12 protein-coding genes are annotated in these 15,301 nt (G+C 74.1%); 8 read left to right on the forward strand and 4 right to left on the reverse strand.

Going from position 1 to position 15,301, the window contains the following annotated elements:
• The first annotated feature begins 80 nt into the window (after positions 1 to 80).
• The 4 genes from LE181_RS07400 (at position 81) to LE181_RS07415 (ending at position 5,929) form a co-directional block, all read left to right on the forward strand.
• Positions 81 to 443, forward strand: coding sequence for a CU044_2847 family protein (locus tag LE181_RS07400; protein ID WP_225660365.1), 363 nt, complete (start codon positions 81 to 83; stop codon positions 441 to 443).
• A gap of 44 nt (positions 444 to 487) precedes the next feature.
• The gene (locus tag LE181_RS07405; protein WP_225660366.1) at positions 488 to 4,717 is read left to right on the forward strand and encodes an nSTAND1 domain-containing NTPase; all 4,230 of its coding nucleotides are present in this window, start codon (positions 488 to 490) and stop codon (positions 4,715 to 4,717) included.
• A complete protein-coding gene (locus LE181_RS07410) occupies positions 4,702 to 5,253 on the forward strand; it encodes an LppP/LprE family lipoprotein (protein WP_225660368.1) in 552 nt (183 codons plus the stop codon). The genes LE181_RS07405 and LE181_RS07410 overlap by 16 nt, the downstream gene beginning before the upstream one ends.
• Positions 5,254 to 5,449: 196 nt before the next feature.
• Positions 5,450 to 5,929 (forward strand): DUF2269 family protein, encoded by a 480-nt coding sequence (locus LE181_RS07415; RefSeq protein ID WP_225660369.1) that lies wholly within the window; start codon positions 5,450 to 5,452, stop codon positions 5,927 to 5,929.
• 7 nt (positions 5,930 to 5,936) lie between these two features.
• Here LE181_RS07415 and LE181_RS07420 read toward each other — a convergent pair whose 3' ends face one another.
• The 4 genes from LE181_RS07420 to LE181_RS07435 all read right to left on the reverse strand — a co-directional run bounded on the left by LE181_RS07420 (position 5,937) and on the right by LE181_RS07435 (position 10,895).
• A complete protein-coding gene (locus tag LE181_RS07420; protein ID WP_225660370.1) occupies positions 5,937 to 7,142 on the reverse strand; it encodes an XdhC family protein in 1,206 nt (401 codons plus the stop codon).
• 79 nt (positions 7,143 to 7,221) lie between these two features.
• Positions 7,222 to 9,408, reverse strand: a complete 2,187-nt coding sequence (locus LE181_RS07425; protein WP_225660371.1) for a xanthine dehydrogenase family protein molybdopterin-binding subunit — start codon at positions 9,406 to 9,408, stop codon at positions 7,222 to 7,224.
• Positions 9,386 to 10,396, reverse strand: a complete 1,011-nt coding sequence (locus LE181_RS07430) for an FAD binding domain-containing protein (RefSeq protein WP_225660372.1) — start codon at positions 10,394 to 10,396, stop codon at positions 9,386 to 9,388. The genes LE181_RS07425 and LE181_RS07430 overlap by 23 nt, the downstream gene beginning before the upstream one ends.
• Entirely contained in the window at positions 10,389 to 10,895 is a 507-nt protein-coding gene (locus tag LE181_RS07435; RefSeq protein WP_225660373.1) for a (2Fe-2S)-binding protein, read from the reverse strand. Before LE181_RS07435 ends, LE181_RS07430 begins: the two co-directional genes overlap by 8 nt.
• Before the next feature lie 304 nt (positions 10,896 to 11,199).
• Here LE181_RS07435 and LE181_RS07440 point away from each other — a divergent pair, with 304 nt between their 5' ends.
• The 4 genes from LE181_RS07440 to LE181_RS07455 are packed head-to-tail and all read left to right on the forward strand — an operon-like array spanning position 11,200 to position 15,298.
• A complete protein-coding gene (locus LE181_RS07440) occupies positions 11,200 to 12,168 on the forward strand; it encodes an alpha/beta hydrolase (RefSeq protein ID WP_225660374.1) in 969 nt (322 codons plus the stop codon).
• Positions 12,161 to 13,330, forward strand: coding sequence for an acyltransferase family protein (locus LE181_RS07445; protein WP_225660375.1), 1,170 nt, complete (start codon positions 12,161 to 12,163; stop codon positions 13,328 to 13,330). Before LE181_RS07440 ends, LE181_RS07445 begins: the two co-directional genes overlap by 8 nt.
• Positions 13,323 to 14,633: a sensor histidine kinase gene (locus tag LE181_RS07450; protein ID WP_372458278.1), complete on the forward strand. Its 1,311-nt coding sequence runs from the start codon at positions 13,323 to 13,325 to the stop codon at positions 14,631 to 14,633. Before LE181_RS07445 ends, LE181_RS07450 begins: the two co-directional genes overlap by 8 nt.
• Positions 14,630 to 15,298, forward strand: coding sequence for a response regulator (locus tag LE181_RS07455; protein WP_225660376.1), 669 nt, complete (start codon positions 14,630 to 14,632; stop codon positions 15,296 to 15,298). The genes LE181_RS07450 and LE181_RS07455 overlap by 4 nt, the downstream gene beginning before the upstream one ends.
• Positions 15,299 to 15,301: the final 3 nt, after the last annotated feature.

The raw sequence follows: 15,301 nt of genomic DNA on the forward strand, positions 1-15,301 counted from the left end.
GCCGCTCGCTAGTGTGCCCCGCACGTTCCGCATCAGCGGAGCAGCAGGAGGGGGAGCAGCCGATGCCCAACTTATTGAGAGTGCCGCTCGAAAACGGCGGAGCCGTCCTGGTCGAGGTCGACGACGATCCCCAGGCGGTCGTGAGGGTCGCGCGCGGGGGAGGGCCCGTGCCCCACGCCACGCACACCCTGGAGCGCGGGCTGGACAGCGTGCGGGACGCGGCCCACGCCGTCGTCGGCCGGCTCGCCGACCTCCCCCGCCGGCCGGACAAGGTCGTCCTGGAACTGGGCCTGAAGCTCTCGGCGGAGACCGGCGTCTTCCTCGCCAAGACCGCCGGCGAAGCCTCCCTGACCCTCACCCTGGAATGGGACGGTCAGCACCCCGACGCACTGCCGCTCACCAGGGCCGTCACCGCCAACGGCGCCACGACCGCGGTCGGCTGACCACAGCGACCCGAAGGAACAGCGAGAAGAAGGAAAGCCGCTCCATGCCCGGACCCGCGCCGAACCCCGGCGTCGCCCGGCTCTGGTCGCCCGGCGCTCCGGAGGGCGCCGGCTTCCTGGCCGCCCCCCGGACGGTCCTGACCTGCGGACACGTCATCTCGGCCATCGCAGGCGAGCACGACGCGGTGGCCCTGCCCCCGGGACTGACCGTCCAGCTGGACTTCCCGCTCGCCGGCGCGCCCCGGCAGCAGACCGCGACCCTGGTCCGGCACGTACCCGTCGCCACCGACGGCACGGGCGACATCGCCGTGCTCTCGCTCGCCGAGGACCCGCCGCCCGGAGCGGAGCCCGTCCTGCTGCTGGACATGGACACCCTGCGGGACCACCCCTTCACCACCTTCGGCTTTCCCCCCGGCAAGGGCGACGACGACGGCGTCTGGTCGTCCGGCAGGATCGTCGACGAGCGCGGCCGCGGCTGGGTGCAGATCGAGAGCACCGGGGCCTGCGAGATCCTGCAGGGGTTCAGCGGCGCCCCGCTGTGGGACGACCGCCTCAAGGCCGTCGTCGGCATGGTCGTCGCCACCGACCGGCGGTTCCAGGGCCGGGCGGCGTACGCCATCACGGCTGACGTGCTGATCGACGCCCATCCCGAGCTGCGCCGCTACGCGACGCTGCCCTCGCCGTTCCGGGGGCTCATGCCCTTCCGGGAACAGGACGCCGCGCACTACTTCGGGCGCTCCACCCAGATCGAGGAACTGACCGAGACGGTGACGACGTCCGCCGTCGTCCCCGTCGTCGGGGCGTCCGGAGTCGGCAAGTCCTCGCTCGTCCAGGCCGGCCTCTTCCCCCGGCTGCGGCGGCGCGGCGACTACAGCGTGGCGACCCTGGTCCCCGAACCGGCCGTGCGGGCGGAGCACATGCTCGCCGCGGCCCTCCTGCCCCTGCTCGACGCCCCGCCCGAGCAGGACAGCGCCTCGGACGAGGTGACGGAACGACTGGACCGGCTGGCGCGCCGGTTACGGGACGGAGCGGCCGCTCCCGTCGTCAAGGAGGCCCTCACCCGCTCCGGGACGTCCCAGCTCCTCGTCTTCATCGATCAGTTCGAGGTCCTCTTCCGCTGTCCGCCCGATGCCGCGGACGCACTGGTCGACCACGTCGTCCGCATGACCGAGTGGCGGACCGCCGACGGCGGCCCGCTCGTACGCCTGGTCTTCACGCTACGGCTGGACTTCCTCACCTCCCTGCGCCGCTTCCCGGCGCTCGACCGTGCCTGCGAGACCTCGGCGTTCTTCGTCAACAAGTTGTCCGGCGAGCAGCTCCGCGACGTGGTGCTCTCACCGGTGGACTCCTTCCACGGCGCCGTGCGGTTCGAGGAACGGCTCGCGGAGCGCCTGCTGGACGACGCCGGGAGGAGCCCCGGAGCCCTGCCCCTCCTTGAATTCGCCCTCACCCTCCTGTGGGAGCGCCGCCTCCGGGGAGTGCTCACGCACGCGGCCTACGAGGAGACCGGCCGCGTCGCGGGCGCCCTCGCGACGCACGCGGAACGGGCCGTCAAGGAGCGGCTGGGAGACCTGCGGGACGGGGTGCGCCGGCTGTTCGTCCAGCTCGTCAGGCCGGGCGACGCCGCCACCGACAGCCCCGTCGACACCGGACGCACGGCGCGCCGGCCCGAACTGCACCCCGCGTGCTGGGAAGCGGCCCAGTACCTGGCCGTGCAGCGCCTCGTCCACCTCGACCGGTCCTCCGACGGCGTGGAGACGGTCTCGCTCGCCCACGAAGCCCTGCTGGAACACTGGCCCACGCTGCGCTCCTGGGTCGACGCGGACCGGGACTTCCGCAGCTGGCAGGAGCACCTCCGCGCGCGGATCGGCCGCTGGGAACTGAGCGATCGCGACCGGGCCCTGCTCATGCGCGGCCCGGAGCTGCGCGAGGCGGAGAAGCGCCTGCGCGACGACCGGCAGGACGACGTTCCCGAGGGCGAGCGCGCGTACATCCGGGCGAGCGCGGAACGGCGGCGGCGCCGGCGCCTCCACGGGGCCTTCGCGGCGACGGCTGTCGTCACGGCGATGGCGGCCCTCGCCGGCGCCAGCCTCTCGACCGTACGGGACAACAGGGCGGCGGAGCTGTCGGGCGGGCTCGTGCAGGAGGCCCAACGCCAGGCCACGTCCCGCCTCGAACCGTCGGCCCTGCTGTCCGTCGCGGCGTGGCGGACAGCTCCCACCCAGCAGGCCCGGGACAACCTCTTCGACCGCTACCTGGCCGGCGCCCGCTACGACGCCGTGCTGCCCGCGCAGGGGACCGTCGCGGCCACGGCACTGGACGACTCGGGGCAGGTGATCGCCGTCCGGACCGATTCCGGCAGGCTGACGGTCTGGCGCGTGCCGGCGTCGGGCGGGATCTCGTCCCTGGCGCAGCGGGACCACGTCTCGGCCGTGGCGGTCAGCCCCGACGGCACGCGGCTGGCGCTCGGCGGCGACGGGAACCGCATCAGCCTGTGGGACACGCGCAGCCGCACGGTCGTGCTGACGCTCCAGGGCGCCCCCAGCACCGCCGGTGGTGGCGGGAGCGTCGACGACCTGGCCTTCGACCGGACGGGCCACCGCCTCCTCTCGCACCCTCCCGAGGAGACCACGGCACAAGTGTGGGACCTCGACCGGCCCACGGCCCCCGCGGTCACGTTGCAAGCGCCCACAGGGATCGAGGGCGCGGCGTGGAGATTCGCCTTCGACGCGAGCGGGGAGCACGTCGTGGCGCAGCACCCGACCCGCGACCTGGTGTGGAACGCGCGCAGTGGCCGTCTCGTACCGAGGAAGGAACCGGTCTACGGCGGGGACGCCCCGGTGCAGTGGTTCGTCTCAGGGCCCCGCCCCGTCGTGGCGGAGTGCATCGGCGACCGGTGGCACGTCACCGACCCGGCCGACGGCGGCACCGACCCGCGCATCGCCCGGACCATCCCCTGCAGCACCGGGGAAGAGCCGCTCGCGGTGTCGGACCACGTCGTCGTGGCGTACCGGAACGACACGGTGACCGTCTACGACGCGCACGGCGGGCAGCAGCTCGGTGTGTTCACCGGCGGTGACGCCCCGCGCGGCCGCTACACCAGGTACTCCCTGGCCAACGGCGGCCGCAGGATCGTCTTCGCCCGTGACACCGAGGTCCTGGCCGTGTCCGCCCCCACGCCCGATGCGCTGGGCGCCGCCGGCTGGACCATCAACGAGCGCCCGGCCGACCGGCACGGCGACGCGGAGGCCGCACAGTTCTCCCCCTCGGGCCGCTACCTGGTGACCGCGGCCCAGGGGAACCCGGTCACGCTCTGGGACGCGGCCACGGGACGCCGCCTCGCCGAGGACCGCACACGGAACGGCGGGATCCCGGACCACGCGGTCTTCGACCCGGCGGAGAAGACCCTCGCCGTGAGCGACCTGACGGACCCGACGGTGACGCTCTACGGCCTGCCGGACCTCCGCGTGCTCCGCCGGCTGCGCGTCGACGTCGCCGGCGGAACCCCGCCCGACGCCGCGTACGTCGCCGGGCTGGGCTTCGGCCCGCGCGGCCTCCTGACCGTCCTGGCGGGCGGCGCCGTCTCCCAATGGGACACGACGACCGGACGGCGGACCGGCCCGCCGCTGCTCTTCACCCAGAACGCGGCCGTCGACCAGCGCCGCTACTCCACCGCCATGACGGTGGACCCGCGTTCCGGACGCGTCGCCCTGACGACCCCCGACCGCCGCGGGGCCGAGGTGTGGGACGTGCGGGCCCGGCGCCGCATCACGGTGCTCGTGCCCGGCTTCACGGCCCAGCTGCTCGACTGGCACCGGGCCGTGCGGTACAGCCCGGACGGCAAGCGCCTCATGCTGGTCGGCCAGGACGGGGAGACGGAGATCAGGGACGTCGAATCCGGCCGCCGGCTGATCGCCGTCCCCGCCGCCCCGGCCCGCTACACGGCCTTCCTCGCCCACTCCGAACGGGTCGTCAGCGTGCGGCCCGACGCCTTCGAGGTGTGGGGGCCGGAGGGCCTGATCACACGGACCCGCACACCGGCGGCCGCTCACGTGCGGGCCGTCGTGCCGTCACCCGACGGCGAACGGATGCTCCTGACCACCGGCAAGGACATGGACGTGAGATTTCACCTCGGACCGGCGTCCCCGGACGCCTGGGCCACGAGCCTGTGCTCGCGCGTCACGCGCGACATCTCCCGCAGCGACATGGGAACGGTGCACTACGGAACGCTGGAACGCTACCTGTTCGAGGTGACGGCATGCGATCGCGGCTAGCGGCCCGGCTCGCCGCCCTCGGCGCCTGCCTCCTGCTGACGGCCTCGTGCACATCGGTGAACAGCACCGACGGCCGTCCCCGCCCGACCGGACCCGGCTCCCTGTGGAACCCGTCGGCCGGGCAGCCGTCACCGTCCGGTGCGAACGCCCCCTTCGACGTCGACGCCGCGCTGCTGCGCATCAAACGCCTGGGGTTCACCGCCGACGACGAGCCCGGCGTCCTGAGGAAGCTCTCCGGCCCCCTCCGGGCGATCCACAGCCACTGCACGGGCAGCGTCGACGGCCACTGCGTCATCGTGCTCTTCTTCCACGGCAACGACTACGCGGGCTACGACGCCCACGGCACCGGCAATTCCAGCGTCGTGTCCCAGGACGGGACGACGGTCAGGATCTCGTACCCGTTCTTCAAGCCGGGGGACCCCATGTGCTGCGCGACGGGCGGCACGCGGGAGTACCGGGCGCGGTGGACGGACGGGAAGGTGACGTTCTCACCCCCGCTGCCGCACAATCCCAACTACGAGGAACCGTCCCCGTAGAGCGTTCGCGCTCATGCCGGCGCGCCTGGCCAGAATCCGTCGGCATCTGGCATTTCAGCCGCTGCTGGAGCGTCCGGAGGGTGACTAGCGTCGGTGCCCGTGCCCCCGCCGAGGGCACTCTCCCCACACAGAAGGACTCTCTGCGCATGCTGTGCCAGATCGTGCCGTACGACGCGCCGCAGTACCGGGACAACCCATGACGAAATTCCTCCTCACGCTCCACGTCCTGGCGGCCGTCGTCACCGTCGGTCCCGTCACCGTGGCCGCCAGCATGTTCCCGCCCTCCGCCCGGCGTGCCCTGGCCGCCCCGGGCGACGCGCGGGCCCTGGCCACGGTGCTGACCCTGCACCGCATCTGCCGGGTGTACGCCGTGGTCGCGGTCGCGGTGCCGGTGTTCGGCCTGGCGACCGCCAACACCATGCACGTGCTGGGCAGCCCCTGGCTCGTCACCTCGATCGCGCTGACCGTGGCCGCCGCCGGCGTGCTCGCCGCCGTGATGCTGCCGCGGCAGAGCTCCCTCCTCGCCGCACTCGGGGACGAGGGCCGGGTGCAGGAACCCGCGGCCGTCGCCCGGGCCGCGGGGCGACTGGCCATGTACACGGGGATGTTCAACCTCCTGTGGGCCACCGTGACCGTCCTGATGATCGTCCGGCCCGGGTCCACCACCGGCGCCTGAGCGCCGGTCAGCCGCGAGAGGCGCGGAGCGCCGGGGCGACGGCTTCCGGCCGGCCGGCGGCCCGCCGGGCCGGGGGCGGGTCGCGGTGCACGGGGGTGCGCAGGCCGGTGAGGGGGCGTCCGGTGCCGCCGTGGCGCTCGGCGACGATCTCGGCGGCGATGGACAGGGCGGTCTCCTCGGGCGTGCGGCCGCCGAGGTCGAGGCCGATGGGGGAGTGCAGTCGCGCCAGTTCCCGGCCGGTCAAGCCTGCTGCGCGCAGCCGTCGCAGCCGCTCGTGGTGGGTGCGGCGCGAGCCCATGGCGCCGACGTAGGCGACGGGCAGGCGCAGCGCCCGTTCCAGGAGCGGCACGTCGAACCGGGCGTCATGGGTGAGCACGCACAGGACGGCCCGGGCGTCGAGCTGCTGGGCGTCGAGGTAGCGGTGGGGCCAGTCGACGGCGATCTCGTCGGCCTGCGGGAAGCGGCGGCGGGTCGCGAAGACGGCCCGGGCGTCGCACACGGTCAGGTGGTAGCCGAGGAACTTGCCGGCGTGCACGAGCGCCGAGGCGAAGTCGACCGCACCGAAGACGATCATGCGGGGCGGCGGCGCCGTCGTCTCGATCAGGAGCGTCGTCGCCCCGCCGCACCACGAGCCGTCGGCGCCGGTCCGTACGGTGGACGTGCGGCCGGCGGCGAGCATCGCGCGCGCTGCGTCGGCGGCCGCGCGGTCCAGCTGTACGTCACCGCCGAGGGATCCGCTCGGCGAGCCGTCCGGTGAAGCGTCCGGCGAGTCGTCCGGCCGGACGAGGAGGACCTGGCCGAGGAGAGCGGCGGGACCGTCGAGGGCCCGGACGACGGCCACCGCCTCGCCCCGGGCGGCGGCCGCGAGCGCGGTGGTGAGCGTGTCGGCAGCGGGGGTGCCGGCCCGTACGGGGGTGACGAGGACGTCGATCGCGCCGCCGCAGGAGAGGCCGACGGCGAAGGGATCGTTCTCGTCGTGTCCGAAGCGTTCGAGCACGGGCGTGCCGGTGGCCAGGGCCTGGCGGCACAGTTCGTACACCGTGGCTTCGACGCATCCGCCGGAGACGGATCCGGTCGCCGTGCCGGCGGCGTCGACGGCGAGGGCGGCGCCGGGCTGCCGGGGTGTGCTCCCCCGGGTGGCCACGACGGTGGCCACGGCGAAGTCGCGCCCCTGCGCGCACCACTGGGTCAGCTCGGGTGCGATGTCCAGCACGGTGATGCTCCTGATGCCGGTGCTTGCTCGTGATGTCTGTGCTCGTGAGGCAGTGCGTACGGGGCCGGGGACGGCGGTGCTACAGCAGGTCCTCGATGGTGATGGGCAGATGGCGCACGCGGGTGCCGGTGGCGTGGAAGACCGCGTTCGCGATGGCGGCGGGGGTGCCGGGAATGCCGAGTTCGCCGCAGCCCTTGGTGCCGTTGGGGTTGGTGGGATCCGGGCCGCCGACGAAGTGGACGTCCAGCTCGGGGATGTCGGCGTTGACGGCGACGAGGTAGTCGCCGAGGGTGCCGTTGGCGATGCGCCCGGTGCGGGGTTCGGTGATGGTCTCCTCCAGCAGGGCCATGCCGATGCCGCCGACCGTGCCGCCGATGAGCTGGCTGCGGGCGGTCTTCTCGTTGAGGATGCGTCCGCAGTGCGCCGCCGTCACCAGGCGGGCCACGCGGACCACGCCCAGGTCCGGGTCCACGTGCACCTCGGCGAACTTGGCGGCGTAGGGGCCGGTGGGGACCACGGGCCGGTCCTCCGCGGGCGCCCCGGCCGATCCCTCGGCGGTCAGCTCCTCCCGGCGGTACCGGGTGAGGATCGCCTCGTAGCTCTCGCCCCCGCCGCCGTCCTTGCGCACGATGCGGCCGTCCTGCACCCGTACGTCGTCCTCCCCGGCGCCGTGCAGGGGCGATGCGGGGTCGTCGCGGACCAGGTCCAGGAAGGAGCGGATCAGGTTCCGGGAGGCGGCGTGGACGGCCGAACCCATGCTGCCGGTCAGCCCGGAGCCGCCCGCCGAGGGCGCCTGGGGGAGGGAGCTGTCGCCCATCACCATGTGCACCCGTTGCAGGGGCAGTGCCAGCAGCTCCGCGGCCAGCTGGGTCATCACCGTGTACGTGCCGGTGCCCAGGTCCATGCCCGCGCTCCCCACCACGGCGTGGCCGTCGCGCCCGACCGTGATCCGTGCCGAGCACGGCGGCTGGTAGAAGAAGAACGAGGTCCCGGCCATGCCGTAGCCCACGAGTGTCCGGCCCCGGCGCATGGAGCGCGGCTCGGGGGTGCGGCGTGACCAGCCGAACTCCTCCGCGCCGACGCGGTAGCACTCGCGCAGGTCGTTGCTCGACCACTGCTGCCCCGTCACCGGGTGTTCCTCGGCGTAGTTGCGCAGCCGCAGTTCGAGGGGGTCCATGCCCAGTTCGTGAGCGAGTTCGTCCAGCGCACACTCCAGCGCGAAGTTGCCCTGGCCGTCACCGGGGGCGCGCATGGAGCCGGGCGAGGGGACGTTCACACGGACCTGGACGTCCCGGGCGGAGAGGTTGGGGCTGGCGTAGCCCGACAGCGAGACCCTGGAGACCATCTCGGTGTTGACGTCGCACATCGAGAGGGTCTGCCGCGCCTCGTGGTCGATGGCGGTGATCCGCCCGTCGCGGGTGGCGCCGATCCTGAGCCGTTGGGTGGTGTCGGGGCGGTGCCCGACCGACGTGAACATCTGCTTGCGGGTCAGCACCAGTTTCACCGGGCGCCCCACATGGCGCGCGGCGACCGCGGCCAGGACCGTGTGCGACCAGGTGCGCAGCCCCGCGCCGAAGCCGCCGCCGAGGTAGGGGGCCAGGACCCGGACGGTGTCCTGCGGTGCGTTGAACGTTGCCGCGAGGTCGGCCCGGGTGCGGGAGGGGCCCTGGGTGCAGTCGTGGACGGTCAGTTCGTCGCCGTCCCAGGAGGCGACGGTGGCGAACGGGCCCATGGGGTGGTTGGTGTTCACCGCCGTGCGGTAGGTCTGCTCGACGCGCACGGGCGCCGCGGCCAGGGCCTTCTCGACGTCGCCCGTTCCGTCGTCGCTGCCGAACGGGTCGTGGACGTGCTCGGCCCGGGGGTCGTCGATGTGCACGACGGGCGTGGCCGGCGCGTACTCGACCCGTACCAGCAGGGCGCCCTCGGTGGCCTGTTCGAACGTCTCGGCCACCACCACCGCGACGGTCTGGCCGTGGTGGACGATCCGGTCGCTCTGCAGCGGGGGCGGCGGCAGCGTCGCCTTCCGGTCGCGCGCCTCGTGCAGCTCGGGGGCGTTCTCGTGGGTGATGACCGCGAGGACGCCCGGTGCGGCCTTGGCCGAGGAGGCGTCGACGGCGGTGATGCGTCCGGCGCCGACGGTGCTCTGCACCAGGACGGCGTGCGCGAGGTCCGGACGGTCGTGGTCCGTGGGGTAGGCGGCACGGCCGCTCACCTTGACCCGCGCGTCGACGCGGTCGATCCCCTCACCGATGCCGGGGTGGGCCATGGTTCTCCGACTCCTCCGCCAGGGTGCTCAGCATCCGTACCACGGCTCTCCTGCCGAGCTCGGTCTTGAAGCCGTTGCCGGACTGCGCCACGGCCCCGCTCAGGGCCGCCTCGGCGGCCGCCGAGAAGACCTCCGCGTCCGGTGCGGCGTCCCGCAGCAGTTCCTCGGCCCGGGGCACGCGCCAGGGAACGGTGCCGACGCCGCCCAGGGCGAGCCGTGCCGCGCGGATCCTCCCGTCCTCGATCACCAGGGCCGCCGCGACGGAGGCGAGGGCGAACTCGTAACTGGCACGGTCGCGGACCTTCAGGTAGCCCGAGCGGGCTCCGGGCGGCAGCAGCGGAATCTCCAGATGGGTGATCAGTTCCCCGTGCGCGAGCACGTTCTCCACGTGCGGGGTGGTGCCCGGGACGCGGTAGAACTCCGTCAGCGGCACCACGCGTTCGCCGCCCGGTCCCCGGGTGCGCACCGAGGCGTCCACGGCGACCAGGGCGACGGCCACGTCCGAGGCGTGGGTGGCGATGCACGCCGGGCTGGTGCCGAGGACCGCGTGCATCCGGTTGAAGCCGTCGACGGCGCTGCAGCCGGCGCCGGGTTCGCGCTTGTTGCAGGCCACGCCCGGGTCGCGGAAGTAGCGGCAGCGCGTCCGCTGCAGGAGGTTGCCGCCCAGGGTGGCCATGTGCCGCAACTGCGGCGAGGCGCCGAGCAGCAGCGCCTGCCGCACCAGCGGCAGCCGGCCGGCCACGACCTCGTGCGCGGCGAGCTCCTCCATGGTCGTCAGGGCCCCGACGACGAGCGTGCCGTCCTCGCTCACGACGTCGCGCAGGGGAAGCCGGGTGATGTCCACCAGCCGGCCGGGCCGGAACACCTCGTCCTTCATCAGGTCGACCTGCGTGGTGCCCCCGGCGAGGTAGGTGGCGTCCGGGTCCGCCGTGACCTCGGCGACCGCGTGCTCGACGGTGGTGGCCCGGACGTACGCGAAGCTACGCACGGTCCCCCCTGCCCGCCACCTCGCGGATCGCGGCCACGATGTTGGGATAGGCGCCGCAGCGGCACAGGTTGCCGCTCATGAACTCGCGGATGTCGTCGTCGGAGCCCGCCCGGCCCTCCTCGATCAGGGCGACGGCCGACATGATCTGCCCCGACGTGCAGTAACCGCACTGCAGGCCGTCGTGCTTGACGAACGCCTCCTGCAGGGGATGCGGCGCACCGTTCCGATCCAGCCCCTCGATCGTCCGCACCGCACGGCCGTCGGCGCTCGCGGCGAGGGTCAGGCACGACAGCACGCGCCTGCCGTCGATGTGCACCGTGCACGCCCCGCACTGTCCCTGGTCGCAGCCCTTCTTCGTACCCGTCAGCTTCAGCCCGTCCCGCAGCGCGTCCAGCAGCGTCGTGCGGGTGTCCACGTCCATCCGGTGCTCGGTGCCGTTCACCCGGAGGACGACCGGAACGCGGACGACCGCCCCGGCCTGTGGTGCAGAACCGCCCATGGCCACCGCCACCCTCCGTGCGCCCGCTGCCGCAGGCTCCCTGGAACAGCAAACCGCCCCTATGGGCATGTAAGCCGTAAATCACCCAGGGGGCCGGGTGTGATCCTACGTGCCTCTGCACGAGCGGGGGGTGAGGACACGTCGGCCCCGGGAGATGTCCTCGCACGCCCGGGGGCCCGCCCCGTACCCGTCATACCTGAGAGCCACGTCCGAAGTGAGCTCCCCGGCGGGACGCCGACCAGGTGCGGGCCTTCGTAGCTTCCGTACCAGCACGTGAGAGAAACCGGTACGGAAGGACCTCCCCATGGCGTCCCGCCCGCGCAGCAGCCGCCTGCGCCGCACCCTGCTCGCCGCCCTCGTCGCCGCATCGGTGGCGGTGCCGGTGTCGGGCATGGCGCACCCCGCGGCCGTCCCGGCGCCCGAACCGACCGCCCTGGCCCCCCTGCGGTCCGCGACGCCCGCCGCCCTCGCCGCGCGGTACGCCACCACCCGCAACGACATCCGGGCCGCCGCGCGGACGGCCGCGGACCACGGCGACCGGCGGCGGGCCGCCGCGCTGCGCACCATGGCCGCGCCGGGGCGGCACTTCCTCTCGTTCGACGGGCGGGACGGCGGCCGGTCCGCCGAGGTCGTCGGCGACCTCTCCCGGGCCGAGCGCGTCGCCGTGCTCGTCCCCGGCTCGGACACCGGCCTCGACCGGTACGGACGCCTCCGGTCCGGGGCGACGGCGCTGCAACGGGAACTGGGCGGCCGGTCCGCGGTCATCGCCTGGCTCGGGTATGCGACGCCGGCCACGCTGAGCCCCGACGTGCTCACGCCCGGGCGGGCCGGCAGCGCCGCCGCCGGGCTCCGCGACTTCGTGAGGGAACTGAGCGCCGCCGCACCCGCCGCGCGCATGTCGCTGCTCTGCCACTCCTACGGCTCGGTCGTCTGCGCCCGGGCCGCCCCGGACCTGCCGGTCGCCGCCATCGTGCTCTACGGCAGCCCCGGCACCGGCGCCGACCACGTCGGGCAGCTGCACACCCGGGCCACCGTCTGGGCCGGCCGGGGCACCGACGACTGGATAGCCGAGGTGCCGCACGTACGGCTCCGGCTGCCCTTCGCCACCGTCGGGCTGGGCGCCGATCCGGTGTCGCCGGGATTCGGCGCCCGTGTCTTCGACGCCGGCACGGGCGGCCACAGCGACTACCTCAGACCCGGCTCCGTCCCCCTGCGGAACATCGCCCGCATCGTCGCCGACGCACCGCACCCCGAGGAGGGCCGTCGTGCATGACCTCGTCCGGCGGATCGACTCCGCCACTCCGCCCGGCCGCGACCGGGCCCTCGACGCGCTGCGGGCCGTCGCCGTCCTCGGCGTGGTGCTCGGCCACTGGCTGGTGACCGCCCTGATCACGGACAGCGGCACGGTGCGCGCCGCCAGCCCGCTCCAGCACCTGCCCCACCTCGCCCCGGCCTCCTGGGCGTTCCAGACCCTGGCGGTGTTCTTCCTGGTCGGCGGGTACGTGGGGGCGCAGGGCCTGCTCTCGGCCCGCGCCCGGGGGACGACGTACGCGCAATGGCTGGGGGCCCGGACGGCGCGGCTGTTCCGGCCGGTCGCCGCCGTGCTGGTGGTGTGGGGCGTGGCGGCGGGCACGATGCTCGCCTCGGGCGTGGGCCCGGACACCGTGCACACGCTGCTCAAGCTGGTCCTGTCACCCCTGTGGTTCCTGCTGGTCTTCGCCGCTCTGACGGCGGCGACTCCGCTGGTCGTACGACTGCACCCGCTGTGGCCGCTGGCCGTGGTCCTGCTCGTGGACCTGGCCCGGTTCGGACTGGACGGGCCGGCCCGGCTCGGCTGGATCAACGTGGCGGCGGGCTGGCTGGTGCCGTACTGCCTGGGCGCGGCCTGGGCCCGCGGGTCCCTGCGGGGTCGTACGACCGGATGGGCGCTGCTGGCCGGCGGCGCCACCGCCACCACCGGTCTCGTCCTGTGGGGCGGCTACCCCGCCTCCATGGTGGGAGTGCCCGGCGCCGCGGTCTCCAACCTCAACCCGCCCACCCTGGCGGCCGTGACGTTCGGACTCGCCCAGTGCGGCGCGGCGGCGCTGCTGCTCGGGCCGCTGCGGCGGTGGCTGGTGCGGCCGGCCGCCTGGGCCGCGGTGGCGCTCGTCAACCTCTCCGCGATGACCGTCTTCCTCTGGCACCAGACGGCGATGATGGCCGTCACCGCGATCGGCCTGCTCGCGGGCGAGCCCCTGCCCGGTCTGCACACCAGGCCCGACGGCCCGGGGTGGGTGTGGGTGCGGCTGGCGTGGCTGCCGGTGTTCGCGGTGGCGCTGCTGGTGTGCCTGTCGGCGTTCCGTGCGTACGAGCAGGGGCGGCGGGCGAGCGGCGGCCCGACCCGTATCGTGCGCGGCCGACGGGCCACCCTGCCGGCGGATGTGCGCCATGTCTAAAGTGGATCTTGTGATCGAGGGGGCGTGGGGGGACAGGGGGCGGCAGCTGGTGGCCGCCGTGCGGGGTGTGCCGCGTGCCGTGCGCGAGGGCCTGTTGACGGTGGCGCGCGATCCGTTGCCCCGCTCGGCCTGGACGGGCAGGCTGCCGCACTTCCACGTGCTGCTGCTCGCCGTGCTGCTGGGCTGGGCCAACGCGAACTCGTTCGCCCGCGTCCTCGGGACCTCGGCGGCCGGGCTGCTGCTCGCCGCGCTCCAGTCGGGCGCCGTGGCCCTCGCGCTGTCCCGCCCGGTCCCCGCGTGGTGGCTGTCGACGGCCCTGCTCTGCGCGGTCGCGGTGATGAGGGACGACGTCTCCGACCCCAACGTGCTCTGGCCCTGGAGCATCGAGGGCATTGCGCTGCACACCCTCGTCCTGCTCCTCCTCGCGCTGCGCGTACGTCTCTGGGTCACCGCCGTCGCGCTGGCGATCACCATCGGGACGGGAGCGGTCCACACGGCCCTCGCGACGCACCCGCACAACCTGGTCGTGGAGCGGGGCTCGGTGTACTTCGCGGCGGCGGCGGTGGTCGGAGCCGCCCTGCGCTTCAGCCGGGCGTCCCGGACCCGGCTGGTCGAGCAGGAGCAGCTCACCACCGAGGAACGGGCCCGGCGCACCCTGCTGGAGGAGCGCCAGCGGATCGCCCGCGAGCTCCACGACGTCGTCGCCCACCACATGTCGGTCATCTCCATCCAGGCACAGGTCGCCCCGCACCTCGTCCAGGACCCGCCCGACGAGCTGAAGGAGAACCTCGCCGGCATCCGGCAGAACGCCGTCGAGGCACTCACAGAGCTGCGCCGCGTGCTCGGCGTGCTGCGCTCGGAGGACGACACGGCCGGCGCGGCCCGGCACGCACCGCAGCCGGGGCTGGACCGGCTGGACGAGCTGGTGGCCAACGTGCGGGCAGCCGGGCAGGCGGTGGAGGTCGACAGGTCGGGGAGGGTCCGCCCGCTCGGACCCGGCGTGGAGCTCTCGGCCTTCCGCATCGTGCAGGAGGCGCTCAGCAACGCCATGCGGCACGCCCCGGGCGCCGACGTGCGGGTGGCTCTCGCCTACGGCACGGCGGCACTCACGGTCCGGGTGGTCAACACCGCCCCCGCCCGGCCGGCCCCGCCCTCCCGCGGCGCAGGTCACGGCCTGCCCGGCATGCGCGAACGCGCCGCGATGCTGGGGGGCGACCTGGCCGACGGGCCGACCCCGGAAGGCGGTTACGAGATAGTGGCCGAGCTCCCCCTGCCCACGGCGACGAAGGACGACGACGCATGACGATCCGGGTGGTGATAGCCGACGACCAGATGATGGTCCGGCAGGGCTTCACGGTGCTGCTCAACGCCGAACCCGGCATCGAGGTCGTCGGCCAGGCCGTGGACGGGCTCGACGCCGTCGCCCGGGTCGACGAGCTCGCGCCCGACGTCGTCCTGATGGACATCCGGATGCCCCGGCTCGGTGGCATCGAGGCCACCCGCCGCATCACCGGCCCCGCCGGCGCCACGGTCAAGGTCCTCGTCCTGACCACCTTCGACCTCGACGAGTACGTGTACGAGGCGCTGCGCGCGGGCGCGTCCGGCTTCCTGCTGAAGGACGCCTCGGCCGCCGAACTCGCCCAGGCGGTGCGCGTGGTCGCCGCCGGCGACGCGCTGCTCGCCCCGAACATCACCAAGCGGCTGATCGCCGAGTTCTCCCGGCTCACCGTCACCCCGCACGCGCCGTCCAAGGACCGCGTGGACGGGCTGACGGAACGCGAGAGCGAGGTGCTGTCCCTCATCGCGCAGGGGCTGTCGAACGCCGAGATCGCCGGCCGGCTGGTCGTGGCGGAGCAGACCGTCAAGACCCACGTGGGGCGGATCCTCGTCAAGCTGGGCCTGCGCGACCGCACGCAGGCCGCGGTCTTCGCCTACGAGACGGGACTGGTGCGGCCGTCGGGGTACTGAGAC

The organism is Streptomyces sichuanensis, from assembly GCF_020328095.1.
In the GTDB taxonomy this organism is placed as follows: Bacteria; Actinomycetota; Actinomycetes; order Streptomycetales; family Streptomycetaceae; genus Streptomyces; species Streptomyces cinnamoneus.